The organism is Modestobacter italicus, from assembly GCF_019799965.1.
GTDB lineage: Bacteria > Actinomycetota > Actinomycetes > Mycobacteriales > Geodermatophilaceae > Modestobacter > Modestobacter italicus_A.
In genome coordinates this window covers 382,224-407,685 of record NZ_JABGCJ010000003.1, presented here as the reverse complement: position 1 = coordinate 407,685, position 25,462 = coordinate 382,224, and the positions used below count along the sequence as shown (strand labels likewise).

Annotated in this window: 20 protein-coding genes; 8 read left to right on the top strand and 12 right to left on the bottom strand. The window is 72.5% G+C overall.

The features are described from left to right. Positions 1 to 5: 5 nt before the first annotated feature. From HLA93_RS09515 to HLA93_RS09500, 4 genes are all read left to right on the top strand, one after another. Positions 6 to 833 carry a biotin--[acetyl-CoA-carboxylase] ligase gene (locus HLA93_RS09515; protein ID WP_222194138.1) on the top strand — a complete coding sequence of 276 codons (828 nt, stop codon included), beginning with the start codon at positions 6 to 8 and terminating at the stop codon, positions 831 to 833. A gap of 47 nt (positions 834 to 880) precedes the next feature. Continuing rightward, positions 881 to 1,444, top strand: a complete 564-nt coding sequence (locus HLA93_RS09510; RefSeq protein WP_222194137.1) for a PH domain-containing protein — start codon at positions 881 to 883, stop codon at positions 1,442 to 1,444. Positions 1,445 to 1,540: 96 nt separating this feature from the next. Then, entirely contained in the window at positions 1,541 to 2,689 is a 1,149-nt protein-coding gene (locus HLA93_RS09505; RefSeq protein WP_222194136.1) for an exonuclease SbcCD subunit D, read from the top strand. Next, the gene (locus HLA93_RS09500) at positions 2,686 to 5,646 is read left to right on the top strand and encodes an AAA family ATPase (protein WP_222194135.1); all 2,961 of its coding nucleotides are present in this window, start codon (positions 2,686 to 2,688) and stop codon (positions 5,644 to 5,646) included. Before HLA93_RS09505 ends, HLA93_RS09500 begins: the two co-directional genes overlap by 4 nt. Before the next feature lie 50 nt (positions 5,647 to 5,696). Here the strand turns inward: HLA93_RS09500 and HLA93_RS09495 are convergent, their stop codons facing one another. From HLA93_RS09495 to HLA93_RS09485, 3 genes are all read right to left on the bottom strand, one after another. Then, positions 5,697 to 6,191 (bottom strand): GtrA family protein, encoded by a 495-nt coding sequence (locus HLA93_RS09495; protein ID WP_222194134.1) that lies wholly within the window; start codon positions 6,189 to 6,191, stop codon positions 5,697 to 5,699. Between the two features lie 394 nt (positions 6,192 to 6,585). Next, positions 6,586 to 8,712, bottom strand: coding sequence for an LGFP repeat-containing protein (locus tag HLA93_RS09490; protein WP_246626326.1), 2,127 nt, complete (start codon positions 8,710 to 8,712; stop codon positions 6,586 to 6,588). Beyond that, positions 8,712 to 9,233 (bottom strand): hypothetical protein, encoded by a 522-nt coding sequence (locus HLA93_RS09485; protein ID WP_222194132.1) that lies wholly within the window; start codon positions 9,231 to 9,233, stop codon positions 8,712 to 8,714. Before HLA93_RS09485 ends, HLA93_RS09490 begins: the two co-directional genes overlap by 1 nt. Positions 9,234 to 9,482: 249 nt before the next feature. On the opposite strand from HLA93_RS09485, the gene HLA93_RS09480 reads away from it, so the two are divergent. The 3 genes from HLA93_RS09480 to HLA93_RS09470 all read left to right on the top strand — a co-directional run bounded on the left by HLA93_RS09480 (position 9,483) and on the right by HLA93_RS09470 (position 12,438). Continuing rightward, the gene (locus tag HLA93_RS09480; RefSeq protein WP_222194131.1) at positions 9,483 to 10,691 is read left to right on the top strand and encodes a 5-(carboxyamino)imidazole ribonucleotide synthase; all 1,209 of its coding nucleotides are present in this window, start codon (positions 9,483 to 9,485) and stop codon (positions 10,689 to 10,691) included. Between the two features lie 27 nt (positions 10,692 to 10,718). Further along, a complete protein-coding gene (gene purE, locus HLA93_RS09475; protein ID WP_439957971.1) occupies positions 10,719 to 11,219 on the top strand; it encodes a 5-(carboxyamino)imidazole ribonucleotide mutase in 501 nt (166 codons plus the stop codon). Between the two features lie 64 nt (positions 11,220 to 11,283). Beyond that, positions 11,284 to 12,438, top strand: coding sequence for an acyl-CoA dehydrogenase family protein (locus HLA93_RS09470; protein ID WP_222194130.1), 1,155 nt, complete (start codon positions 11,284 to 11,286; stop codon positions 12,436 to 12,438). A gap of 12 nt (positions 12,439 to 12,450) precedes the next feature. Here HLA93_RS09470 and HLA93_RS09465 read toward each other — a convergent pair whose 3' ends face one another. The 5 genes from HLA93_RS09465 to HLA93_RS09445 are packed head-to-tail and all read right to left on the bottom strand — an operon-like array spanning position 12,451 to position 16,881. Then, positions 12,451 to 13,272 carry a DUF1028 domain-containing protein gene (locus HLA93_RS09465; protein WP_222194129.1) on the bottom strand — a complete coding sequence of 274 codons (822 nt, stop codon included), beginning with the start codon at positions 13,270 to 13,272 and terminating at the stop codon, positions 12,451 to 12,453. Next, positions 13,269 to 13,937 carry a CoA transferase subunit B gene (locus HLA93_RS09460; RefSeq protein WP_222194128.1) on the bottom strand — a complete coding sequence of 223 codons (669 nt, stop codon included), beginning with the start codon at positions 13,935 to 13,937 and terminating at the stop codon, positions 13,269 to 13,271. The genes HLA93_RS09465 and HLA93_RS09460 overlap by 4 nt, the downstream gene beginning before the upstream one ends. A 1-nt stretch (position 13,938) precedes the next feature. Further along, positions 13,939 to 14,736, bottom strand: coding sequence for a CoA transferase subunit A (locus HLA93_RS09455; RefSeq protein WP_222194127.1), 798 nt, complete (start codon positions 14,734 to 14,736; stop codon positions 13,939 to 13,941). Between the two features lie 40 nt (positions 14,737 to 14,776). Then, positions 14,777 to 15,568 (bottom strand): TIGR03089 family protein, encoded by a 792-nt coding sequence (locus tag HLA93_RS09450; protein ID WP_222194126.1) that lies wholly within the window; start codon positions 15,566 to 15,568, stop codon positions 14,777 to 14,779. Continuing rightward, the gene (locus tag HLA93_RS09445; protein WP_308128036.1) at positions 15,568 to 16,881 is read right to left on the bottom strand and encodes an LCP family protein; all 1,314 of its coding nucleotides are present in this window, start codon (positions 16,879 to 16,881) and stop codon (positions 15,568 to 15,570) included. The genes HLA93_RS09450 and HLA93_RS09445 overlap by 1 nt, the downstream gene beginning before the upstream one ends. Positions 16,882 to 17,436: 555 nt before the next feature. Between HLA93_RS09445 and HLA93_RS09440 the strand changes: the two genes are divergently transcribed. Continuing rightward, positions 17,437 to 20,295, top strand: a complete 2,859-nt coding sequence (locus tag HLA93_RS09440) for an N-acetylmuramoyl-L-alanine amidase (protein ID WP_222194124.1) — start codon at positions 17,437 to 17,439, stop codon at positions 20,293 to 20,295. 224 nt (positions 20,296 to 20,519) lie between these two features. On the opposite strand, the gene HLA93_RS09435 is transcribed toward HLA93_RS09440, so the two are convergent. The 4 genes from HLA93_RS09435 to HLA93_RS09420 form a co-directional block, all read right to left on the bottom strand. After that, entirely contained in the window at positions 20,520 to 21,230 is a 711-nt protein-coding gene (locus tag HLA93_RS09435; protein ID WP_222194123.1) for an SGNH/GDSL hydrolase family protein, read from the bottom strand. Between the two features lie 322 nt (positions 21,231 to 21,552). After that, on the bottom strand, positions 21,553 to 23,001 hold the full coding sequence (locus HLA93_RS09430) for a glycosyltransferase family 4 protein (protein WP_222194122.1): 1,449 nt from the start codon (positions 22,999 to 23,001) through the stop codon (positions 21,553 to 21,555). Beyond that, on the bottom strand, positions 23,001 to 24,269 hold the full coding sequence (locus HLA93_RS09425) for a glycosyltransferase family 4 protein (protein WP_222194121.1): 1,269 nt from the start codon (positions 24,267 to 24,269) through the stop codon (positions 23,001 to 23,003). The genes HLA93_RS09430 and HLA93_RS09425 overlap by 1 nt, the downstream gene beginning before the upstream one ends. Then, positions 24,266 to 25,459 (bottom strand): ABC transporter ATP-binding protein, encoded by a 1,194-nt coding sequence (locus HLA93_RS09420; protein ID WP_222194120.1) that lies wholly within the window; start codon positions 25,457 to 25,459, stop codon positions 24,266 to 24,268. Before HLA93_RS09420 ends, HLA93_RS09425 begins: the two co-directional genes overlap by 4 nt. Between the last annotated feature and the right edge of the window lie 3 nt (positions 25,460 to 25,462).

Sequence of the window (25,462 nt, the reverse complement as noted above, 5' to 3'; positions counted from 1 at the left end):
GTGACGTGCCCGACAGCTCCCGCACCGCAGCTCCTCCTCCCGACCGCCGGCCGCTGGACGCCGCGGCGCTGACCGCCGAGCTGGCCGGGTCCAGCGGGCTCTGGCGCGCCGTCGAGGTGGTCGAGGCGATCGGGTCGACCAACGCCGAGCTGGTCGCCCGGGCCGGCGGCGACCAGCCCGAGGGGCTGGTGCTGGTAGCCGAGCACCAGGTCGCCGGGCGCGGTCGGCTGGACCGGGTCTGGACGTCGCCGCCGCGGGCCGGGCTCACCGTCTCGGTGCTGCTGCGCCCCGACGTCCCGGCCGCACGGCGCGCCTGGCTGTCCCTGCTCACCGGGGTCGCGCTGGCCGAGGCGGTGTCCGAGGTCGCCGGCGTCCGCGCCTCGCTGAAGTGGCCCAACGACCTGCTCGCCGCCGACGGCACCAAGCTGGCCGGCATCCTCGCCGAGACCGCGGGCACCGCCGTCGTCGTCGGGGTGGGGCTCAACGTCTCCACCCGCCGCGACGAGCTGCCCGACACCGGCACCTCGCTCGAGCTGGCCGCGGACTCCCCGGTCGACCGCGCCACGGTGCTGCTGGCCTTCCTGCGGGCGTTCGAGCGCCGGTACCAGCGCTGGGGAACGGCTCTCGGTGACCCGGTCGCCTCCGGGCTGGCACAGGACTACCTCGCCTGGTGCAGCACCGTCGGCACCACCGTCACGGTGACCATGCCGGACGGGTCGACGCTCGAGGGCGTGGCGGAGGCGGTCGACTGGGACGGCCGGCTCGTGGTGCGCACCCCGGCGGGTGTCCTCGAGCTCGCCTCGGGCGACGTGCGACACGTCCGCAGGAAGTAGTACCGGGGACGGATGACCGGGCCGGCGTCGTCGGTCATCCTGGCGGGGTGGCGTACCCCGACAAGGTGCTGGGCGAGGACGAAGAGGTCGTCCGTCACCTGCACCCGCACTGGCTGACCGTCTTCTGGCCGATCGTGCTGTTCCTGGTGCTGGTCGGCGGGACGTCGTTCGGGGCTGCGCTGGTGCCGGCAGGGGACCAGCAGGCGACCTGGCGGCTGGTCATCGTGGCAGCCGCTCTCGTCCTCGGGGTGTTCCTCGTCGCCGTCCCGCTGCTGCGCTGGCGGACGACGCACTACGTGATCACCACCCATCGGCTGCTGTACCGAGTCGGCATCCTGGCCCGGTCCGGCCGGGACATCGGCCTGTCCCGGATCACCGACGTCTCCTACCGGCAGAGCCTGTGGGAACGGGTGGTCAACTCCGGCACGGTCTCGATCGAGACGGCGGGGGAGGGCGGCCCGACGGTCTTCTCGTCCATCCCGGACAGCGAGGGGGTGCAGCAGCTGCTCAACCAGCTCGTCGAGGAGGACGCCGACCGCCGCGCGCAGGAAGCCGCCGGTCACCTCGGCGGGTTCCGCTGGGACGGTCAGCAGCCGACCCAGCAGTTCTGACCCACCGGCCCCAGGCACCCCGGCGGTGCCGGCCGGACCGGTCCGTCACGGCGTGCCGGTCGGGTTCTGTCGGAGGGTCGACCTACCGTGCGGGACATGCGGCTGCTGCACACCTCGGACTGGCACATCGGCCGCTCCCTGCACGGCACCGACCTGCTCGCGGAGCAGGAGGCGGTGCTGGGCTCGCTCGCCGACGTGGTGGCGGCCGAGGGGGTCGACGTCGTCCTGGTGGCCGGTGACGTCTACGACCGGGCGGTGCCCTCGGCCGACGCCACCGCCGTCCTCGACCGGGTGCTGACCCGGCTCCGCTCCGCCGGGGCCTCGGTCGTGCTGACCCCGGGCAACCACGACTCCGCCCGCCGGCTGGGCTTCGCCGCCGGGCTGCTGGCGGTGTCGGGCGTGCACGTCCGTGCCGCGACCGGGCTGCTCGACGAGCCGGTGCTCTTCTCCGACGCCCACGGGGACGTCGCGGTCTACGGGCTGCCGTACCTGGAGCCGGAGGTCGCCCGGCACGAGCTCGGGCTCAGCGAGGCGCGCAGCCACGAGGCGGTGCTGACCGCCGCGATGGACCGGGTGCGCGCCGACCTCTTCCTCCGCCCGGGCACCCGCTCGGTCGTGCTCGCGCACGCCTTCGTCGGCGGTGGGGTGCCCAGCGACAGCGAGCGCGACATCTGTGTGGGTGGCGTCGACCTGGTGCCCGCCCCCGTGTTCGACGGGGTCGACTACGTCGCCCTCGGGCACCTGCACCGCCCGCAGTCGCTCAGCGACCGGGTGCGCTACAGCGGTTCGCCGCTGGCCTACTCCTTCGGCGAGTCCGGGCAGCAGAAGCAGGCCTGGCTGGTCGATCTGGACGCCGGTGGGCTGGCCGGGGTGCGCGCCGTGCCGTTGCCGACCCCGCGTCAGCTGACCGTGCTGCGGGGCGAGCTGGCCGAGCTGCTCGCCGATCCCGACCTGGCCGCGGTCGAGGAGCACTTCGTCTCCGCGCAGCTGACCGACCCGGTCCGCCCGGTCGACCCGATGCGTCAGCTGCAGGCCCGCTTCCCGCACTGCGTCCACCTGGAGTGGGCGGGATCCGCGCAGGGCGCTGACACCCGCAGCTACCAGGAGCGACTGTCCGGCCGCAGTGACCTGGAGGTCGCCGGCGAGTTCGTCAGCCACGTCCGCGGCGTCCCCGCGACGCCCGGCGAGCTGGCCCTGCTCGGCCGCGCCCTGGCCGCTGCCGCGCACGAGGAGACGCTCGCGTGAGGGTCCACACCCTGTGCCTGACCGCATTCGGGCCGTTCGCCGACCGAGTAGAGGTCGACCTGGACGACGTCGGCCGCGACGGCCTGTTCCTGCTCTGGGGCCCGACCGGGGCCGGGAAGACGACGCTGCTGGACGCCGTCGTGTACGCGCTCTACGGCACCGTCCCCGGTGCCCGCGGTGAGGAGCGCCGGCTGCGCAGCGACCACGCCGGCCCCGGGGTGCGCACGGAGGTGCGGTGCGAGGTGACCCTCGGCGGTGAGCGGCTGCTGGTCACGCGCCGGCCTGAACAGCAGCGGCCGAAGCTGAAGGGCACCGGCTGGACCACCGAGCAGGCCCGGCTCACCGTGCAGCGCCGGGTGGGGGAGCAGTGGGAGCCGGTGAGCACCCGGATCGACGAGGGGTCCGAGCACCTGCGCAGCCGGCTGGGGCTGTCGGCCGAGCAGTTCTGCCAGGTCGTGCTGCTGCCGCAGGGCGACTTCGCGCGTTTCCTGCGCGCCGAGCCGGAGGACCGGGGACGGCTGCTCCGCACGCTGTTCGACGTGGGGCGCTTCGCCTCCGTCGAGGGCTGGCTCGACGAGCAGCGCCGTGTCGCCCGGGACCAGCTGAAGGACGTCGGCCAGCGGGCGAGCAACCTGCTGGCCCGGGTGGCCCAGGTCGCCGACGTCGACGTGCCCGAGGAGCTGGCTGCCGAGCTGGTCGGCGCAGCTCCGCCGGCGCGCGCCGGTGCCTGGCTGCAACGCGTCCGTGCGGAGGTCGCCGGCCGGCTGCGCGACCGGGAGGCGGCGGCGGAGCAGGCGGCCGCGGAGGTGGCCCGGGTCGACGCCCTGCTCGCTGCCGCGCGCGCCGAGGCCGAGCGGCACACGAGGCGCGATCGCGCCCGTGCGGAGCTGGCCCGGCTGCAGGCCGAGGCCGACGAGCTGCAGCCGTTGCGTGCCGCGCTGGAGGCCGGCCACCGGGCAGAGCCGGTCCGGGACGTGCTGGAGGCTGCCGGCCGCGCGGCGCTGGCGGCCGAGGTCGCCGCCGAGCGGCTGGCCGCGGTGCAGCGGGCGTGGACTCCGGTGTCCAACGGGCGGGCCGCCGACGCGGTGCTCGCCCGGTCGCTGCGGGACGAGGTGGCCGCACTGCGGGCGCTGCTGCCGGAGGTCGACCGCGCCGGCCGGCTCGCAGGCGAGGTGACCCGTGGCCGCGGGCAGGTCGAGGCCCTGGTCACCCGGTGCACCCGTGCGGAGGAGTCGGTCGCGGAGTGGCCCGCGCGCCTGTCGGCCCAGGAGGAGGTCGTGGCTGCGGCCGCCGACGCAGCAGCCGCACTCCCCGGGCTGACCGCGGACCTGGCCCGCCGCCGGACCGCGCTGGACGCCGCCCGTGCGGTGGCTGCGCTGGCCACGCGGCTGGACGGGGAGCGCGCCCGGGCCGCCACGGCCAGAGAAGAGTGGTCGACCGTCCGCGAGCACTGGCTCGACCTGCGCGCCCGCCGCCTGGACGGCATGGCGGCCGAGCTGGCCGCCGGTCTGGTCGACGGCGCCGACTGCCCGGTCTGTGGCTCGGTCGAGCACCCGCGGCTGGCCGAACCCGCGGGTGCAGTCGTCAGCCAGGCCGACGAGGACGCCGCCCGGGCACTGGTGGAGCGACGAGAGGCCGAGCACGGGCGGGCCCAGCGGACCCTGGAGGAGAGCGAGCGCGAGCTGGCGGTGCTGCGCGCCCGGGCCGGCGAGGAACCGCTGGCCGATCAGGAGCGCGCGGTGGCCGCCGCCGTGCAGCAGGAGGCCGCCGTCCGCCGGCAGGCGGACACGCTCGACCAGGCCCGCCTCGCGCTGACCGCGCTGGCCGCCGAACGCGACGCAGCCGTCGCCGGGCTCGCCGCGGCCCGGGAGGAGCTGGTGCTGCGGCGGGCCGAGCTGGCTGCCCAGCAGGAGGCGCTGGCCGAGGTCCGCCAGCGGCTCGCCGCCGCCCAGGGTGGTGACCCCGACATCCACACCCGGATCCGCCGACTGACCGACGTGGCCGAGCGTTGCGAGGCGCTGATGGAGGCCGAGGCCTCGGAGCTGCGGGCCCGGGTCGACGCCGACTCGGCTCGCCGGCATGCGGAGGAACGGGTCGCCGAGGCGGGCTTCCCGGACCTGGTCGCGGCGGCCGACGCACTGCTGGAGCGCGGGCAGGCCACCACCGTAGGCCGACGGGTCGCCGAGCACGACGAGCGGTGGTCGGTGGTCACCGCCACCCTCGCCGAGCCCGAGCTCGCCGACCTGGCCCCCCGGCCCGACCTGGAGGCCCTGACCGACACCTGTCGGACCACCACCCGTGCCCGGGAGGACGCCGTCGCGGCCCTGGCCGAGGTGCAGCGCTGCACCTCGGCGCTGGAGGACCTCGCCGCCGAGCTGACCGCCGTCGAGGTGGAGCTGGACGAGCGGCGCACGGTCGCCGAGCAGGCGAGCGCACTCGCCGACCTGGTCAACGGCCGGGGCGCCAACACCCTGAAGATGCGCCTGCAGTCCTTCGTGCTCGCCGCGCGGCTGGAGCAGGTGGCCGAGGTCGCCAGCCGGCGGCTGCGGGACATGTCCGGCGGGCGCTACACGTTCCTGCACAGCGATGCGCAGGGCCGGCACGGCGCCCGCGGCGGGCTCGGCCTGGACGTGCTCGACGAGTACACCGGCGTCCGGCGGCCCACCAAGACCCTGTCCGGCGGGGAGAGCTTCATGGCCTCACTGGCGCTCGCCCTGGGGCTGGCCGACGTGGTGACCGCCGAGAGCGGCGGGGTGCAGATCGACACGCTCTTCGTCGACGAGGGCTTCGGCACGCTCGACCCGCGGTCGCTGGACGCGGTGATGACCGTCCTGGACGAGCTCCGCCGGGGCGGCCGCACCGTCGGCGTCATCAGCCACGTGGAGGAGCTGCGCAGCCGGATCAGCAGCCGGCTGGAGGTCATCGCCAGCCGGGAGGGCTCCCGCCTGGCCGGTTGAGGCGTGTGCCGGGGCAGCGCCGGTTTCTGCAGGAGGGCAGGAGCGGCGTTTCAGGCGGCACCGTCGAGTGGCTCGCACCGCGGAGTCGGCGCGGGGGCCGCGTGCTCGACAGGGAACACCCACTGTCGGTAGGCGAAGAACCGGATCACGGTGCCAACCGCGATCGAAGCGATGTTGGCGACCTGGAGGACGAACGCGCTCTCCTGGCCGAGGGGGTACCGCACGAACGCAACCAGGGCAAGACCGAGCAGCAGGGTCAGGCCGTTGACCACGGCGAACAGCAGGTACTCGCGCTTGACGCCGGTGCGCGCCCGGTGTGAGAACGACCAGTACCGATGCCCCACGAAGGCGATCGTCATCGACACGAGGGTGGAGCTCAGCTTTGCCGTGACGGCGCCCATGCCGGCATGGGCGTAGAGCGCTTGGAACACGCTGAGATCGATGAGGAAGGCGATGCCGCCGACGACGCCGAAGCCGCCGAGCTCCCTGGCGAGGGTGCGCCACGCCAACTGGACCCGCTGACGCAGTTGGCTGGGGGGCGTCATCGTCACGACCATACTGACTGCGGGACAGCGGGGTCCCCGCTGGCAGGGACGCCGCCGCGCTTAGAACGGCATCGTGGCGCAGGCCCCGCCAACCGGCGGGGCTCGTACACGCGTCCGCCTGGCCGAGGGGACCCCGGGCCGGCCATCGGTCCCGCCTGGCCGACTTCGGCACGCCGTTCGCCGTGGAGCAACACCGATCGTGCTCGGCCCGGGGCGGGGGGCTGTGTCCACGGTCCTGCGGTACCCGAACGACAACGCCCACCGTCGTGCCGGACTTCCGCGTGACCCTGTGCTGGCAGGCCTCGCGCGGTCCGTCTCCTCCGTCGGACCCGGGTGGAACGCGAACGGCCTGCCACGGTGTCTCCCGTGGCAGGCCGTTCGTGTGACCGGGTGGTCAGCGCGGGGTGAAGGTGCCGGACGAGGTGGCCGTGTCGTAACTGATCCGTCCGCCGGTGAACTGCTGCGTGCTGACCGTCCCGCTCACCTTCGCTGCGCCGGCGGGATACCCGGCGGCAGAGCTCTCGCCGCCGAGCTGCTGCCAGTAGGTCAGCAGCCGTCCCGTGACCGCGTGTGCCCCGCTGGCCGGTGACCAGTACGTGCGGCCGTTCTGGAACTCCTGGTAGCTGCCCCCGCCAGGCAGGCCGTAGACCTCATCAGTGGTCGGGAACCCCAACTCGCCCCACTCGGAGCCCTGGGCCTTGAACAGCGTCAACATGCCGCCGCGCACCGCGTGTGTACCGGTGGCGTCGGTCCGGTAGACCGTGCCGCCGGTGAACAGCTGGTAGCACCCGGAATGGATCAACCCGCAGATCAGCTCACTCCGTGGGTAGCCGAGTGGGCCGGCCTCCGCCCCCTGGGCGACATAGGTCGCGAGCTGGTCGCCGATCACCGCATGGGCATCGGTGGCGGGGGACCAGTACAGCGTGCCGTTCTGGAATCGCTGGCTGCTGCCGCCCTCGGCGGAGCCGTAGGCCTCGTCGGCGGTCGGGTAGCCCAGTGCCCCCCACTCCGAACCCTGAGCGCGGAAGGCGGTCAACATGCCGCCGCGTACCGCAAAAGTGCCGCTCGTGGGGGTCGTGTAGATGTTGCCGCCGGTGAAGACCTGGTAGCAGCCGGACTGGATCAGGCCGCAGGTCAGGTCACTGCTCGGGTAGCCGAGCCCTGCTGGGCCGCCCTGCGCCTCATGACGGGCCAGCTGGTCGCCGACGACCGGATGGGCTCCAGTGCTCGGTGACCAGTAGACACGGCCGTTCTGGAACTGCTGGTAGACGCCATCGCCCGGCAGGCCGTACACCTCGTCCGTGGTCGGGTAGCCCAGCGGCCCCCACTCCGAGCCCTGAGCGCGGAACGCGGCGCGGATGTCGCCGCGGACGATGCGGGTCCCCGTGGCTGGTGTGCCGTACAGAGTGGCGTTCTGGAACTGCTGATAACAGCCCCCCTGGGGCAGGCCGCACACGTTGTCGCTGACCGGGTAGCCCAGTAGGCCGTTCTCGCTGCCCAGCTGCAGGAAGCGCTCACCCTGTTCACCCATCACGGCGTTGGCCCCGGTCGCCGGAGACCAGTAGATCCGTCCCGCCTGGAACGCCTGCCAACACCCGCCGCCGACCAGGCCGCAGTAGAAGGACGTCGTGGCCGGACCGAGGGCCCCGCTCTCCCCCCCCATGCTCTGGTACTTCGTCATGATGGCACCGCCGCCTGTGGACTGCGTGGAGCCGAACCAATCGGTGAAGTAGTTCCAGAAGTTCCGGTTGCCGTAGGAGGAGCAGGCGTCGCCGGTTCCATAGCCGGCGTTGAGTGCGGCCTGGTTGGGCAGGTAGGGCGTGTAGTTGTACAGGCCTGCAGTCGCTGCGTTGGACATGTAGACCTGTGCGTTGCCGCAGCGAGAGTCGTTGAGGTTGTTCGCCGCCGAGGTGGCGGGGTAGTAGGAGATCGTCGAGGTCCGCCCCACCCGCTTGCCGAAGTTCTGCGCGTTCTTGCGGTAGTTCTGGAACTGGCGCGCCGCGAAGTAGACCTGGCTGACGAAGCCTGAGAACGTCGGGTTGCAGGGTGCGGTGTCCGGGCACCCGAAGCCCGTGGCATGCGTGTATGCGTAGACCGTTGGCGCGGTCCGCGTGATGAGGCTCTGCTCCTTCTGCAGCAGCACCAGCAGGACGCGCGGGCTTATCCCGCAGGAGACGGCGACCTTGGCGATGATGGTCGCCGCGCTCTCCCCGTTGCCCGCGGCATATCCGGCGCAGAGCGAGTCAGCGGCCATGGCCGCGGTGTCCTGCTTGTAGTCCTTGATGCAAGGCATCTCGCCTGCGGAGCACTTCGCGCCTTTGGCATTGAGGAACGCCTGGATCGCCGGCCCGTCCATCGACCAGGAGTCGTAGAAGACCGCGTCGCTGATGATGTTGCTCGGGTCGAAGTACCGGAGGTCCGCGGCCCCTGCCGAGTTCGTCGGCGCGACACCGGAGGTGGGTGCGACCAAGGCCGCTGCGACGACCGAGGCGATGACGAGCACCCGGGTCAGCATGCGCATCACGGGATCTCCACCTCGACCGGGCTGGACGCTGCTGTGGAGACGGGGGACTCGTAGCTCAGCACGGCGGTCCACGTCCCTGGGGACAGGTCGGCTCCAGGGATGCTCAGCGAGGCGCAAGCCGTGGAGGTGGCATCGGGTGTGCCGGGGCGTTCCGTCGTGACGCTCGTCCCGTCGCCCGACAGCGTGAGGGTGCAGGTGCCGCTGGACTCGATCACGTCCGGGACGAGACCGTCCACCTCGACGGCGGCGGTGGCGCCGTTCCACAGTGCCGAGGACACCACCACCGTGCCCTCGGCAACCGTACCCACGAGCGGGGCGTCGGTGGCCACGTCGGTCGGCGCCGGCAGCGACGGATCGACCGGTGAGCCGTACTCGCCCGGGGCTGCGGTGGCCGCTGCAGCCAGTCGCTCTGCATCGCTGGGTGGCTGCTCCTCGGTGGAGGACGAGGAGCACGCGGCTGCCGATGCCAGCGTCAATGTGCAGGCGACCAAACAGGCCGCCTTGTAACTGCTTCGCATGAGACCCCTCGTTCGACTGTCCACATGCCGGGTGTCGGGCGGCTCTGCGGGGAGCGACCTGACGCGGCTGGGCTCGCGGGGAAGGTTTGCACGAGGCGGGTCGTCGAGAGCCCAAGCGAGCTGGCATGCGCGCCGCATGGGGCAGGTGGGAAGTCAGATGCAGATGAGCCGTGCAGTAGAGGCAGGTGCACGGCCGCACCGCGGTACCGGTGGCAGGGTCTCCCCGTCTCGTCACTAGGGTTCGGGACCGTGTCCGAGCCGTACCTGCACCGCACGACCGGCCTTCCCGTGGTGGCCATGGTCGGCGGGGGCCAGCTCTCCCGGATGACCCACCAGGCGGCGATCGCGCTGGGGCAGTCACTGCGGGTACTGGCCGCCGACCCCGCCGAGTCCGCAGCGCTCGTCGCTGCCGACGTGCAGCTCGGTGACCACAACGAGCTGGCCGACCTGCAGCGCCTCGCCGAGGGCGCCACCGTGGTCACCTTCGACCACGAGCACGTCCCCACCGAGCACCTGCGCGCGCTCGAGGCCGCCGGCACCCGGGTCGCCCCCGGACCGGCCGCACTCGTGCACGCCCAGGACAAGCTGGTGCTGCGCCGGGCGCTGGCCGAGGCGGGGGAGCCGCAGCCGGCCTGGGCCGAGGTGCGCACGGTCCACGACGCCACCACGTTCGCCGACGAGGTCGGCTGGCCGGTGGTGTTCAAGACCCCGCGGGGTGGCTACGACGGCAAGGGCGTCTTCGTCGTCCACGGTCCGGACGAGGTGGCCGACCTGCTCGAGCGGCACGGCCCGCTGCTGGCTGAGGAGCGGGTCGCCATGGTGCGGGAGCTGTCCGCCCAGGTCGCGCGCTCGCCGTTCGGCCAGGTCTCGGTGTGGCCGGTGGTGGAGACCGTCCAGCGGGACGGCGTCTGCAACGAGGTGTACGCCCCGGCCCCCGGCCTGGACGAGGCGAAGGCCACCGCGGCGCAGGAGCTCGCCGTCCGGATCGCCGACCGGCTCGGCGTGGTCGGCATGCTGGCCGTGGAGCTGTTCGAGACGGCAGAGGGCGTCCTGGTCAACGAGCTGGCCATGCGCCCGCACAACTCCGGGCACTGGACCATCGAGGGCGCCCGCACCAGCCAGTTCGAGCAGCACCTGCGGGCCGTCCTGGACTACCCGCTCGGCTCGACCGCGATGACCGCGCCGGTGGTCGTGATGGCCAACGTGCTCGGCGGGGCGACGGCGGACGCCGACTGGACCGGGCCGGGGCTGGACGAGCGGGTGCACCACCTGATGGCGCACTGGCCCGACGTGAAGCTGCACTGGTACGGCAAGGGGCAGCGACGCGGCCGCAAGCTCGGCCACGTCACCGCACTGGGCGACGACCTGGCCGAGGTGCGCGCCCGTGCGGTCGCCGCCGCCCGCTACCTCGCCGACGGTGTCGTCGACCCCGCTTTCGCCTTCGACGACGAGCACTGACGACGACGAGCACTGAGGAGCGCCACCGTGAGTGACCCGATCGTCGGCATCGTGATGGGCAGCGACTCCGACTGGCCGATGATGGAACCCGCCGCCCAGGCGTTGGCCGAGTTCGACGTCCCCTGGGAGGCGCATGTCGTCTCCGCCCACCGCACGCCGCGGCGGATGCTCGACTACGCCGAGTCCGCCGCCGGGCGCGGGCTCCGCGTGGTCATCGCCGGGGCCGGGGGAGCGGCGCACCTGCCCGGGATGGTCGCCGCGGCGACGCCGCTGCCGGTGATCGGCGTGCCGCGCCCGCTCGACCGGCTCGACGGGCTGGACAGCCTGCTCTCCATCGTCCAGATGCCCGCCGGCGTTCCCGTGGCCACGGTGTCGATCGGTGGCGGGCGCAACGCCGGGCTGCTCGCCGTCCGCATCCTGGCCGCCGGCGACGACCGGCTGCGCGCGGAGGTCGAGCGGTTCCAGGCCGACCTCGCGGCGTCCGTCGTCGCCCGGGACGACGCCCTGCAGCAGCGGATCGCGCCCTGACCGGACACCCCGCGCAGGGGTGAGTCGCTTCCAGGGAGCGACCGCCCGGGCTTAACCTGTACTCGTGGGTAACAACGCTGGGCTGTACGCGCTCACCGACGAGCACGAGGCCATCCGGGAAGCCGTCCGCGAGATCGCCGAGCGGGAGATCGCCCCCTTCGCCGCGGAGGTGGACGCCGACTCCCGCTACCCGGTGGAGGCGCAGAAGGCGCTCACCGCGGCGGGATTCCACGCCACCCACGTCCCGGAGGCGTACGGCGGTGAGGGCGCCGACGCGATCGCCACCTGCATCGTCATCGAGGAGGTGGCCCGGGTCGACGTCAGCGCCTCGCTGATCCCCGCGGTCAACAAGCTGGGCTCGGTACCGGTCATCCTGTCCGCATCCGAGGACCTCAAGCAGCGGGTGCTCCCGTCGATCGCCGCCGGCGAGGCGATGATCAGTTACGGGCTCTCCGAGCGCGAGGCCGGCTCGGACGCGGCGTCCATGCGCACCCGGGCCCGGCTCGAGGGCGACTCGTGGGTTCTCAACGGCACCAAGGCGTGGATCACCAACGCCAGCGTCTCCGAGTGGTTCACGGTCATGGCCGTCACCGACCCGGAGAAGGGCGCCAACGGCATCTCCGCGTTCGTCGTGCACCGCGACGACCCGGGCTTCGCCGTCGGGCCCAAGGAAAAGAAGATGGGCATCAAGGGCTCGCCCACCTGCGAGCTCTACTTCACCGACTGCACCATCCCGGCCGACCGGATCGTCGGCGAGCCGGGCACGGGCTTCAAGACCGCGCTGCGCACGCTCGACTTCACCCGGCCGACCATCGGCGCGCAGGCGGTCGGGGTTGCGCAGGGCGCGCTGGACGCCGCGGTCGCCTACACCAAGGACCGCCGCCAGTTCGGCTCGGCCGTCGCCGACTTCCAGGGCGTGCAGTTCATGCTCGCCGACATGGACATGAAGATCCAGGCCGCCCGGCACCTCGTCTACGTCGCGGCGGCGGCGGGGGAGCAGGGGAGCCCGGACGTCACCCGGGTCTCCGCCGCCGCCAAGGCCTTCGCCTCAGACACCGCCATGCAGGTGACCACCGACGCCGTCCAGCTCTTCGGTGGGGCCGGCTACACCCAGGACTTCCCGGTCGAGCGGATGATGCGCGACGCCAAGATCACCCAGATCTACGAGGGCACCAACCAGGTGCAGCGCCTGGTGATCGCCCGCAGTCTGCTGCGCTGACGGGGCGCCTGCTCAGTCGAGCAACCGGGAGACCGCCGAGAGCCGGGCGTCGCCGGCCATCGATGCCAGCCACGTCGACCAGCCGGGACGGGTGCGCACCGCCTCCAGCGCCTGGCGCGCCGCCACCCGGTCACCGCGCCGCGAGGCGGCCAGTGCGGCGTACAGGTCGCGGGCGCCCTCGGGGGCGAAGACGGCGAGGGTCTCGTAGTCGCGCTCGTCGTAGGCCCGCTGCAGGTTGCGCAGCATCCGCAGCTGGGCCACCGGGTCCCCGGAGTCATCGACCCGCAGGTCCAGCCGGACGCCGTCGTCCTCCTCGTCGGCCGGCCTCCCGCTGACCACCTGCAGTGCGGCGGACTGCCGGCCGCGCAGGTCACCGCCTGCGTCCTGCCCGGCGGTCAGCGCGGCGAGCAGTCGGTCGGCCAGTCCACCACCGGTGGCGGTGAACGCCTGCGACATGGCCGGCAGGACGTCGGGCGAGGCGAGCATGTTGCCCTGCACGCTGAACCCCTCGCCCAGCAGGTGACCGCTCGCCGGCAGCGAGCCCCGGCCGGTGTCGGCGGCGACCTGACCGGTCACGTCCAGCACGGCGATCTGCCGGTCGACGTCCTCGGCGGCGTGCGAGGCGTGCCGGACCAGGTCCTGCGGCGAGCTGCCCGCGGTCAGCCCGGCCATCAGCGACGTCCCGAGTCCCCGGCGGCTGCGCGCCTGTACCGCGACCACTCCGACGCCCGGGCGGACCGTGGGGACCGCCCGGCCGACGGCCAGGATGCAGGAGGAGACGGCGATGCCCAGGTCGCCGGTGGTCGGGTCGCGGGCGATGACCGAGAAGGTCACACGCCCGCCGGCAGTGCCATCGTCGGCACCTCGTCGGCGACCTGCAGCGGGGCACCGGTAGCGGCGCGGACCTCGTCGACGGTCACCCCGGGCGCCACCTCACGCAGCACGAGGCCGGCGTCGGTGACGTCGATGACGGCCAGGTCGGTGATGATGCGGTCGACGCAGGCCTTGCCGGTGAGCGGCAGGGTGCACTCGTCGACGATCTTGGGGGAGCCGTCGCGGGCGACGTGCTCCATCATCACGATCACCTCGCGGGCGCCGTGGACGAGGTCCATCGCCCCGCCCATGCCGTTGACCATCTTGCCGGGGATCAGCCAGTTGGCCAGGTCGCCGCGGGTGTTCACCTGCATGGCGCCCAGCACGGCGACGTCGATGTGGTGGCCGCGGATCATCCCGAAGGACAGCGACGAGTCGAAGAAGCTCGCGCCGGGCAGGACGGTGATCGTCTCCTTGCCGGCGTTGATCAGGTCGGCGTCCTCCTCCCCCTCGAACGGGTAGGGGCCGACGCCGAGCACGCCGTTCTCGCTCTGCAGCACCACGTGCACCCCGTCCGGGACGTGGTTGGGCACCAGGGTCGGCATGCCGATCCCGAGGTTGACGTACTGGCCGTCGACGAGGTCGGCGGCCACGCGCGCGGCGAGCTGGTCGCGGGTCAGTGTCATGTCAGGCCTCCGTGCTCTCGGTGCCGGCGGCCGAAGGGGTCGCCGCGCTGCGGCGCGGGCGGGTGGTGCGCTTCTCGATCCGCTTGCCCTCGGGGCCGACGACGACCACCCGCTGCACGAACACCCCGGGCAGGTGGACCGCCTCGGGTGGGATCTGCCCGGGCTCGACCAGCTTCTCGACCTCGGCGACGGTGACCTCGGCGGCCATCCCGGCCAGCGGGTTGAAGTTGCGGGCCGACTCGCGGAACACCAGGTTGCCGTGCCGGTCACCGACCGCAGCCCGGACCAGGCCGTAGTCGGCGGTCAGCGCGGTCTCCAGCACGAAGTCCTGGTCGCCGAAGCGGCGGACCTCCTTCGGCTCGCTGGTGGCCACCACGTTTCCCTCGGCGTCGTAGCGCACCGGGATGCCGCCCTCGGCGACCATCGTGCCGACGCCCGTCGGGGTGTAGAAGGCGGGGATGCCGGTGCCGCCGGCCCGCAGCCGCTCGGCCAGCGAACCCTGCGGGGTCAGCTCCACCTCCAGCTCACCGGAGAGGTACAGCCGGGCCAGCTCCTTGTTGCCCCCGACGAACGAGCTGATGGTCTTCCGGATGCGCCCGGCGTACAGCAGCACGCCCAGCGCCTGGTCGTCGACCCCGCAGTTGTTCGAGATGGTGACCAGGTCGCGCGCGCCCTGGGCGAGCAGGGCGTCGATCAGGGCGACCGGGACGCCGCAGAGGCCGAAGCCCCCCACTGCGAGCGTCGCGCCGTCGGGCACGTCGGCCACGGCTTCCTGGGGGCTGGAGACGACCTTGTCCATGCAGCTGCCACCGTCCATCGAGGGCTGGGCGGGCGGTGCGTCAGGCGGGGCGGCCCAGCTCGCGGATCCCGTCGAGCTTCGCGCCGAGCGTAGCGGTGACCCGCTCGGTCTCCGCCCGTCGCTGCAACTGGGCGGAAGCCGCAGCCCGGCAGAGCACCAGCGAGGCGCCGGCCGACAGCGGGGCCAGCAGCCAGGCGACCGGTCCGGCTTCGACCGCGGTCCGCTCGTCGACCAGCACCCGGTCGCCGGGGACGATGCCCAGCCGGTCGGCCAGCTCCGACGCGGCGGCGACCAGGCCGGCGAGGTTGAGCTCCAGTGCGCCGGCCCGCAGCCCGGGCCCGACCGGGTCGACCGGCTGCCAGGGAGCGAAGACGTCGCCGTGCGCGCGGACCTCCAGCGCGTAGTCACGGGCCGGACCGGTGTACCCGGTCATGCCCATGCCCAGCGGGTGCAGGGACAGGCCCAGCAGCTCGTCCAGCCCCAGCTCCTCCAGCACGGGCAGCCGGTCGGCGTCGGCCAGCACGACGTCGGCCTCGGTGAGCCGGTCGTCGTCCTCGGCCGCCGTCTCCCAGACCGTGGCCCCGCAGCTCCACACCCCGAGCAGCACCGCTGCGGTCTGCCAGTGCACGGGCAGGGCGACGCCGACCGTGCTGCCGGGGCCGACGTCGAACTCCTCCTGCAGCAGGTTCGCCGTCTTGGCCACCCAGTTGGCCAGCGTCGTGGCCGAGAGCTCGGTGCGCTCGCCGGAGACGTCGTCGTAGAAGGTGACCAGCGGTGCGGCGGCGTCCCGGCGCAGTGCCGCGGTGAGCAGGTCGGCAGGCGTGGGGGGCATCAGTTGATGCACCCGGTGTCGGCGGCCGTGCGCTGGTCCGCACCCTCGGTGGTCGGTGCGGCCGGCTGGACCGTCAGGGCCTGGCCGACGCCGTTGAAGTCCGCGCCCAGGACGAGCTGGACCGTGCCGCTGGTCGCGTCGTCGACGGACTTGAGGACGGCACCCGGGACCTGGGTGAGCAGGGTGTTGGCCAGGGTTTCGTCCCCGGCGGCGTACCGGATCTCGGTGACCGTGTAGTCCGCCGAGTCGGCGTTGGCGGTGAGGGTGACGTCGAAGCCCGCGCCGGTCAGCGCCGTCCCGGCGCTGCCGGCCAGGCCGGAGGTGCCCGAGCCGTTGTAGACCTCCACCGACACGTCGGCGGGAGCCACGGTGGCCGGCGCCTCGGGCGTCGTCTCCTCGGCCGGGGCCTCGGGCTCGGCGTTCAGCTCGGCGAAGAAGGCGTGCAGGGTTGCCTCGTCCTCCAGGCGGATGATCGAGCGGTCCTGGTCGTCGCGGTCGGTCCCGATGTAGGGGACCGTCTGGAACTCGATGCTGCTCGGCGTGACCGACTGCATCTGCGAGGCGAGGCTGAACAGGTCGAGGGACTGGTCGACGGTCAGCGCCTCGGCCGCGGCCTGGACGAGCTCACGCTGTTTGCCCAGGTCCAGCAGCACGTTGTCGGAGAGCATCTTCCGGATCATCCCGGCGATGAAGGTCTGCTGGCGGACGATCCGGTCGAAGTCGCCCCGGAGCAGGCCGTGACGCTGGCGCACGAACGCGAGGGCCTGCTCACCGCTGATCGTCTGCACCCCAGCCGGCAGGTCGACTCCGGAGAAGCTGTCCTTCGCCGCCTCGCAGAGGTTGACCTCCACGCCGCCGACGACCTCGGAGAGCTTGAAGAAGCCGAGCAGGTCGACCTCGGCGTAGTGGTCGATCCGCAGCCCGGTCAGCGAGCTGAGCGTCTTGATCAGCAGCTGTGCGCCGGCCGACTGGACCGCTGCGTCGGAGGCGCCCTCGGGTGCTTCCTGGCTGCCATAGGCGTAAGCGGCGTTGAGCTTGTCCCAGCCGTAGCCGGGGATCTCCACGTAGGAGTCGCGGGGGAAGGACACGAAGGACGCCGCGGACCCGTCGGCGGGCACGTGCACCAGGATCATCGTGTCGGTGTTGGTGCCGGCGTTGGCCTCGGTGTTGAGCTGGGCGAGCTCCTCCTCGCTGGCGCTGGCCCGGCTGTCGTTGCCGACCAGCAGCAGGTTCATCGCCTCCCCGGTCTCGACCAGCTGGTCGTTGCCCGAGGTCGGGATGGCGTCGGTGCGGTTGACGCTGGCGTCGGCCACCCGGCCGAGGTGCCATCCCCAGCCGCTCGTCCCCAGGAGCGCCAAGGACAGCAACCCAGCCAGGACCCTCGCTGCGAGGGTCAGGCGTCCGCGGCCGGATGCGGGGTGCCGGTCGGCCGAGCCAGCGCCGTGCCGCGGCGCGCGGCCGGCCCGGGGGTCGAGCCGGGGCGGCAGTGGGCGGGAAGCGCCCCTGGGGTGCTGGGTGTCGCTCATCGAGGTCCTCACGTCGGGCCGGCCGGCTCGGCTCAGTGCTCGGGAGCCTCGGGCCCCGCGGCGTAGTCGATCCGACGATACGTGCGAGACGTGGTGACGTCGGTCCAGCACACGCCCGGTGAACCGTCTCTCGCACGCCCTCGGTCCCCATCCGTCACATCAGGGCTCCGTCGCCCCGCTCGTGGTGGTCCTCCCGACACCTGAGCGGCGCGCGGTGACCAGCTCGGCCCGAGATCGTCCGGCGTCCCGCCTTGAACTCACCCGTCCGCGTGCCGAAGAGATGAGACGGAACCAGTCCGCGCCCGTGCCGGACCGCCGCCCACCGCTCATCGGAGGACCAACGTGCGCCGCTTGACTGCGGGCTTCCTCGCCTTCCTCGCCCTCACAGCGACCCTGCTGACTATGCCCGTCTACGCGTCGCCTGGGATCGACGCCCACCCCGTGGCCGCCTCCATCGAAGAGGTCCGACTCGGCTCGGTCGTCGACCCCCGTGGGGACGCTGTCGTGCTGAGCGACGGCGAGGTGCAGCCTGACGGGGTCGACGCCGAGGTCGCGACGACCGCCCCGTCGACCGTGCCCATCACCACCCCTCCCTCGTCTGCGCCAGCGACGTCCGCGCCGGCCACGACGACACCGGCCGCGTCCGCGCCGGAGTCGTCGGCCTCGGAGTCGGCCGGGCCGGAGTCCTCCGCGGCGGCCCCGTCCACGTCGGAGGGGGCCGCGTCGGAGTCCTCCGCGCCAGCCCCGTCCACGTCGGATGGGGCCGCGTCGGAGTCCTCCGCGGCAGCCCCGTCCGGGTCGGAGGGGTCGGTGCCGGAGCCGTCCGCGCCGAAGTCGTCCGCGCCGACCGCGCCCGCGTCCGAGGCCCCCGCGCCTGCCGCCGGGTCCTCGGCTGCCCCGGACGACGAGTCGGTCGTCGCCTCAGGTGCGGAACTCCCCGGCGTCCCCGCCCTCACGGTGTCCCAGGAGGACACGGATCGTTTCTCCAGCGTCGGGGTGACCTGGCGCGACGACCCCTCGGTCACCGACGTAGTCGTCCAGCTGCGGGTCCTCGCCCTCGACGGCACGTGGGGGCAGTGGACGTCGCTGGCGCCCGACGACGTGGAGCAGACCGAGAGCCGGGCAACCGAGGACCATGATGTCCGCGGGGGCACCGCCCCGTACTGGACCGGGCCTGCGCAGGGCGTCGAGGCGGTCGTGCAGGGTGCCGGGGGAACGGTGCCCGAGGACGTGCGCATTGCGCTGATCGACCCGGGCACCAGCGAGGCCGATGCCCTCGCCGAGGGTGCCGACCCGGCCGGGACGGCGCATGCCGCCCAGGCGATGCCGCGGATCTACACGCGGGCGGAGTGGGGGGCCGACGAGCGCATCCGCACCTGGCAACCCGAGTACGTCTCCACGATCAAGGCCGCCACCGTGCACCACACCGCGGACAGCAACAACTACTCGGCGGACCAGGTGCCGGCGATCATGCGCTCGATGTACGCCTACCACGCGCAGACACGGGGCTGGGGCGACATCGGGTACAACGTGATCGTCGACAAGTGGGGCCGGCTCTTCGAGGGTCGCTACGGCGGCCTCACCTCCACGGTGGTGGGCGCTCATGCGGGGGGCTTCAACAGCTACACCTTCGGCGTCTCGATGCTCGGCAACTACGACGTCGAGGCGGTACCGCAGGCCGCCGTCGACGCCGTCGGCGACGTCATCGCCTGGAAGTTCGGGCTCTACGGTGTCGACCCGCGGGGCACCACAGTGCTCACGTCCGGGGGCAGCACGTCCAAGTACGCCGCGGGCACGCGGGTGACCCTGCCGACGGTCTTCGGTCATCGGGACGTGGGTTCCACGGCGTGTCCGGGTCGGTACGGATACGCCCGTCTCGGGGAGATCCGCAACCGGGTCGCTGCCCTCGTGGACGCGAACACCAGTGCGATCGAGCGTCGTTACGCCACCGACGCAGCCGTCCGGGCCAGCTTGGGCGCAGAGGTGGGTGTCGAGCAGTACGGCGACGGGTTCGCCTACCAGAAGTACGAGAACGGTCGGCTGTACTGGTCGCCGTCCACCGGTGTCCACCTGCTGCGAGGTGACATCCTCGCGGCGTACCTGGAGGCAGGCGGGCCTGCTGTGCTCGGCGCACCCACCACGGACGAGGGCGTCGCCGCACAGGGGGGTGCGTACAACCACTTCGCCAACGACGTGTCCATCTACTGGACGGCGGCGACCGGTGCTCACCCCATCCGGGGTGGCATCCGCCAGCACTGGCTGTCCCTGGGCGGGGACTGGACGCTCGGGTACCCGACAGGAGCGGAGGCCGGGGTCAGCCCCGGCGTCGTCCGCCAGCGCTTCAGCACGGCCGACGTCTACTGGACTGCGGCCACGGGGGCGCACATGGTGCGTGGCGGCATCAGGGCCTCATGGGAGGCCCGCGGTGGCGTTGCCACCCTCGGTGTGCCGGTGACCGACGAGCTGTACCTGGCAGGCGGCGGCGTCCGGGCCGACTTCAGCAGCGGCGGCGTGCTCGTGTGGGGCCCCACGACCGACGCCTGGCTGGTGTACCCGGGGATCGCGGACGCCTGGACGCGGTCGGGGGCCGCTGCCGGGCCGCTCGGCTTCCCGGTCGCGGACGAGGAGGACACCGGTGTGGACGGTGGGCGTCGTGTGCGCTTCCAGTCCGGCGACGTCTACTGGTCACCGGCGACCGGTGCACAGCCGGTCTGGGGTGACATCGCCACGCGTGTGCGTGCCCTGGGGGGCGTGCGTGGCGTCGGCTACCCGCTGCACCAGCCGATGCCGGCCGGTCCGGCCGACGGTGTCTACGTGCAGTTCACCGGTGTCGCGTCGATGTACGCCTCGTCAGCCACCGGAGCGCACGTGGTCCTCGGGGGCATCCGCGACCACTGGTTCGCCCTCGGTGCCGAGTGGGGCCGTCTGGGGATGCCGACGAGCGACGAACTGCCCGCGGCCGGGGGAGGTCGGATGACCGTGTTCCAGGGAGGCACCGTCTACTGGGGTCCGGCGAGCGGTGCGCACGCGGTGGTCGGGGGCATCGGTGAGACCTACGCGCGGCTCGGTGGGCCGTCGTCGACGCTCGGTCTCCCGGTCACCGACGAGTACGTGGTGGACGGGACGCTCCGGCAGGACTTCCTCGGCGGGGCCCTGGTCTGGATGCCGGGGTCCAACTCGGTCACACGGGTGCCGCGATGACCGTGCTGATCCGGAGGGTGTGCGAGGGCGTACGCCGGTAGGTCTGAGACAGGGGGGTCGGCCAGGAGGGCCTCGGGTCCGTGGGGTGGCTGCTTGAGGCGGCCACCCCACGAACCGGAGACCCTCCTGGCCGTGACGGTTGGAGGGTGACTCCTCGCCGCCGGTTCGGGCCGGGCCGCATCCGCACCGGCGCGACTCCACGGTGTCTGCGGCGGCGCGCCGGCTCACCCTCGGGTGAGCCCTCGCAGGTGGTCCGACAGCAGGGTCGCGATGTAGGCGTGCCCCGCCTGCGTCGGGTGGAGTCGATCGGGCGCGATGTAGGCCGCGGAGTTCTGCGGGGTGAACCACTGCTCGGCGACCGGGTCGATGAAGGTGACGTTCTGCTGGGCCGCGACCGTCGACAGCGCCGCGTTGACCTCGGTGAACTCCGCAGTCGACGTCGGGTCTCCCGGGTCAGGCGCGATCGCCCCGACCACGACGAGCTGTGCCATCGGGGCACGCGCTCGCAGCGACTGGAGGAACCTCGTCGCTGCCGCAGCCAGCTGGTCGGCCGGCACCCCGCGGTCGTTGAGCCCACCCTCGACGACCACGACGTCGGCTGCCAGTCCGCTGTCCGGCAGCGCCTCCAGGCGCGCGCCGTACGAGAGGTCCAGCCCGGGGGCGCTGCCCTTGTTGACGTACCCGGTCCCGCTCACCGCGTTGACGGCGGTCCCCCACCCCAGCTGCTCGCCGAGGTCGTAGGCGAACGAGCTTGACGGTGGGGTGGGGCTCCCGGCCCCGGCCGCCACCGAGTCCCCGAAGACGAGCAGTCGCGGTCCCGAGGTGGCGAGGGCACCCGGAGCAGCCGGACTGACCTGCCCGTCCGCCGGGCTCGTGACGGACGAGCCAGCAGGGCCCACCGACGAGCGGTCGGCGCTCGAGGAGTCCTCCACCACGGAGCCAGCTGGGGAACCGGTGCATGCGGCGGCCGAGAGCAGCAGGACCGCTGCTGCGGAGCCGGCGACAAGTCGCCTCGCGGCGTGCTGAGCGCTGATGCCCACTGCTGTGCCCTTCTTCTGGTGGCAGGTGCCGTGGGGCGCGTGCTGCCCATCCCGCTACCGGCCACGCCCTACCCGGCTGACCGGGCCCCGGGCCTGTCGGTGGCCCGGGCCACCGACACGCGTGACGTCCACGCCGGAGTCCGGACTGGGGCAAGCCCCTGGGCGGACGCCCGGGACCCACCCGCGCCGACCGGAGTGGCGCGGGTGGGAGGCCAGGTCAGTCCTGCGCCTCGTCCACCGGCTGGTCGTTCGCCCGCTCAGCCCCGGACGTCCGGTCGGCGTCGCTGGACGCCCGGAGGTCACGGATCTGCTCGGCGAGCAGGGCGAGGCTGTTCGCGGTGGCCGCCTGCAGGTGGTCGACCCGGCTGACCAGTGGGCTGACCTGCCAGGCGGTGAGACGCTGGATGAGGCGCTTGGCTGCCGGTACGCCTGGCCGGGTGGACGTCGGCGCAGGGGTGACGTACGGGGGGACCCGACGGACGAGCAGCGATGCGCGGTCCAGGTCGTCGTCCCTGCGGGCAGGGGTCGACGCAGCCGGGGAGGTCCGCGAACGCAGCTCACCCCCACGTAGGGCCGCGGCCCGGCGAACCACTGCTTGCTGAAGCTCTGCCCACGGCAGCTCATCCAGTTCGCCGCCGAGGGTCCCGACGTCCTCCGGGTCGAGCAGGAGGCCGGCGGCGTCGGCCATGGCCTGGGCGAGGGCGAGGTCGTCGTCCACGAAGGTCACACGTCGGTGGGCAGCCTGTTCCTCCAGCCCGCCGACCCGGGTGGCGATCACCGGTCGGTCGAACAGCGCGGCCCGCTCGAGCACCCCGGAGGACCAAATCTCCCGGTACGGCAGGACCACGACGTCGGAGGCGAGGATCCAGCGGTCGAAGAGCTCATCGGAGACGTAGCCGGCGTGCAACGTCGTCCGGGGGTCGCCGCCGGTCAACCACTCGAGTTCGTTGAGGTAGGCCAGGAACTCCGGCTCCTCCAGCCGGGTCGAGCCGACGACGTCCAGTCGGGCCTGCGGCGAGTCACCGAGCCGGGCGAAGGCGCGCACAGCCCGGTCGAAGCCCTTGTGTCGCTGGATGAAGCCGATGCAGAGGAACGTGAACGCCTCCGGGGTGATCCCCAGGGACTCGCGCGCCTGCTCCCGGGTCATCGACGTCCGGGGCAGGAAGGCGTGTCCGTGCTGGGAGAGGGCCGTCCGGGAGCGGTCCACCGGGACGGCCTCCAGGAACATGTCCCGCTCGGACTCGGAGTGGAAGACGATCCGGTCGACCTGGGAGAATGCGAGTGTGGCGGCGCGGCGTCGGATCGCCGACGCCTCCACCTCGGCGTACTCGTACTCGTGCACCCAGATCTCGACCTGGGGCACCAGCTTGAACACGCCGGCCATCGCCAGGTCGATGGCCGAGCGGTCGCTGATCGAGCTGTTCCGGTAGAAGAACGCCGGGTGCCACTGGATGACGAGCTTGTCGAAACCGCGCACCCGTCGGCTCATCGCCGCCCAGGAACGCGGGCCGGCCATGAAGTCCAGGTGCTGGTGGGCGGCAGAGGGCTGTGGTGAGAGCACCACGACCTCGTGACCCTCGCGCATCAGCGCGGCCACCGACTGGGCGGTGTAGTTGGCGATCCCGTCCCGCTGCGGCGGGTAGGGGCTGACCATGAGGATGCGCATCAGGAGTCGACCCCCGTCACGCGGCCGGTGGTCCGCCCAGGAGCCGCCAGGGCGCCGGTCGGTGCCGGTGTCCACTCGATGATGTTCTCCTCGATGCCGTCCAGGACGATGTCCCACTGGTAGCGGGCCATCACGTACTCGCGGCCGCGAGAGCCCATCTGCTCGGCCAGGTGCGGGTGGTTCACCAGCACGGCCAGCGCCTCGGCGAACTCTTCGGCGTCGTCGTACACGAGACCGCCCTGGCTGGTCTGTACGTGGTGTCGGACGACACCGCCTTCGGCGATGCCCACGACGGGCCTCCCCGCCAGCCAGGACTCCATGATGGTGCGAGAGAAGGCCTCGTAGCGGGAGGGCTGCACGTAGGCCAGCGCACCGGCGTAGGCGTCGTTGCGATCCGCGTCGGGCAGGAAGCCCACGTCGATGACCCGGTCCTCGAGTCCGGCCGGCGGGCGCACCTCGCCAGCTCCCATGGTGACCAGGCGGAGGTCCAACCCCCGCTGCAGGACGGCGTGGCCGAAGTGGGTGAGCAGCTCGTCCCAGCCCTTCGCGCCCTCGCGCCGACCGGCGTACAACACGTAGGGACCGGTGACCCCGTACTGCTGGCGGAAGTGGTCGGGGTCGTAGGACTCGGGCACCTCGACCCCGCAGCCCACCACGGCGTGCGGGGCCAACTGCGGGTGGATCGCGTGCGCCAGTTCGTGCTCGGGCTCGGTCTGCAGGAACAGCCCGGCGACGCCGGAGAGCAGCGGCTTGTAGATGTCCTGGTACGCCGCGGCCTCGTCGTGCAGGCAGGTCCACAAGAGTGACTTGTCCGGGGCCACCTGCGAGCAGGCGTAAGAGGGCCAGAACAGGTACGGCCCGAAGACCAGTGCGCGGTACTCGTTGGCGTGCAGCAGCAGGTGGTGGTAGAGGTCCGGCACCCGGACGTCGTCGTTCATCCACCTCTCCTGTTCGGCGAGGGAGAGCCGGTCGCCGGCGAGCATCCGGTGACCGAGCACGGAACGCTCGGTGCCGGGGGTGGACTTCACCGCCTCGAAGCGCCGGACGGTCAGCCCGTCCTCCAGCGCGGTGCCGACCGGCTGGTCGTTCTCCCAGGCGAAGTAGTCGGTGGCCGCGGTCGTGAGGATCTCGACGTCCCATCCGCGCCCTTGCAGCCCCTCGGCGATGTGTCGCAGGACGATCTCAGCGCCACCGACGATCTTCGGGCCGAACCGGGCCGGGACGATGCCGAGGCGGCCGGTCCGCTGGTCGGGAGTGATGCCGCTCATCGGATCTCCAGAGTGGGCTCGAGGAACACCGGGCCGACCTGCTCCCGGTCGGAGTAGACCTTGAAGTTGGCGACGCGGTTCTTCCGCGCGTACTCGATGCCCTCGAGGCTGTGGACCGCCACCGTGAGGTGGTAGTGCCCTTCGCCCAGGGCCAGGGCCGGCACGTGGAAGCGCACCGTGCGGTCGCCCTGGATGGGCTCCAGCTGTCGGCCCATCAGGCCGCTGTTGACCCCGTAGCAGAGCTGGTCGAGGTGGTTCTCGATGGCGATGCCGCTCACCCAGTCGGTGGTGCGCCCGGTCGAGGAGACCTCGAACTCGAAGGTGCAGGGCTCGTTGGGCGACAGCCTGCTCGTCTCCGCACCCGAGGCGTCCAGCGTGCGGACCGCCCCGATGGACATCTCCCCGTTGCCGAGCTCGGCCGCGGGGATGTCGCGCGCTGCCGCTTCCGTGACGGCCTCGTCCTGCCAGGTGTCTCGGATGGTGCGGACGGCGGCGATCGGGTCACCGTCGATGACGACGTCCCCGTGGTCGAGGAGGATGACACGGTCGCACAGCTCGCGGACCTGGTCCAGGCCGTGGGTGACGAAGACGATCGTCCGGCCCTCGCGCTGGAAGGTCTTGATCTTGTCGAGGCACTTGCGCTGGAAGGCCTCGTCGCCGACGGCGAGGACCTCGTCGATGAGCAGGATCTCCGGGTCCACGTGGATCGCCACGGAGAACGCCAGTCGGACGTACATGCCCGACGAGTAGAACTTCACCTGGGTGTCGATGAACTTCTCGATGCCGGAGAAGGCGACGATGTCGTCGAAGTAGCGGTCGGTCTGCTGGCGGGTCAGGCCCAGGATGGCCGCGTTCAGGTACACGTTCTCACGGCCGGTGAGGTCGCCGTGGAACCCGGCGCCGAGCTCGAGCAGCGCAGCCAGCCGGCCCCGACGTCGGATCGTCCCCGACGTCGGGGTGAGGATCCCGCCGATCAGCTTGAGCAGCGTGGACTTACCCGAGCCGTTGTGGCCGATGAGGCCCAGGGTCGTACCGGCCTGGACCTCGAAACTGACGTCGCGCAGCGCCCAGAACTCGGTGGCGTGGGCCTTGGTCTGCCCCCGGTTGACGACCATCTCCTTGAGCGACTTGTTGCTGTTGATCTTGAACTGCTTGCTGACCCGGTCGACGGTGATGACGTTGGCGGCCATGGA

Coding starts and splice junctions, on each gene's coding strand:
- HLA93_RS09485 (WP_222194132.1), bottom strand. CDS start 9,233: ATGCGAAGCAGTTACAAGGCGGCCTGTTTGGTCGCCTGCACATTGACG.
- HLA93_RS09420 (WP_222194120.1), bottom strand. CDS start 25,459: ATGGCCGCCAACGTCATCACCGTCGACCGGGTCAGCAAGCAGTTCAAG.
- HLA93_RS09495 (WP_222194134.1), bottom strand. CDS start 6,191: ATGACGCCCCCCAGCCAACTGCGTCAGCGGGTCCAGTTGGCGTGGCGC.
- HLA93_RS09505 (WP_222194136.1), top strand. CDS start 1,541: ATGCGGCTGCTGCACACCTCGGACTGGCACATCGGCCGCTCCCTGCAC.
- HLA93_RS09455 (WP_222194127.1), bottom strand. CDS start 14,736: ATGGACAAGGTCGTCTCCAGCCCCCAGGAAGCCGTGGCCGACGTGCCC.
- HLA93_RS09490 (WP_246626326.1), bottom strand. CDS start 8,712: ATGCGCATGCTGACCCGGGTGCTCGTCATCGCCTCGGTCGTCGCAGCG.
- HLA93_RS09425 (WP_222194121.1), bottom strand. CDS start 24,269: ATGAGCGGCATCACTCCCGACCAGCGGACCGGCCGCCTCGGCATCGTC.
- HLA93_RS09460 (WP_222194128.1), bottom strand. CDS start 13,937: ATGACACTGACCCGCGACCAGCTCGCCGCGCGCGTGGCCGCCGACCTC.
- HLA93_RS09430 (WP_222194122.1), bottom strand. CDS start 23,001: ATGCGCATCCTCATGGTCAGCCCCTACCCGCCGCAGCGGGACGGGATC.
- HLA93_RS09450 (WP_222194126.1), bottom strand. CDS start 15,568: ATGCCCCCCACGCCTGCCGACCTGCTCACCGCGGCACTGCGCCGGGAC.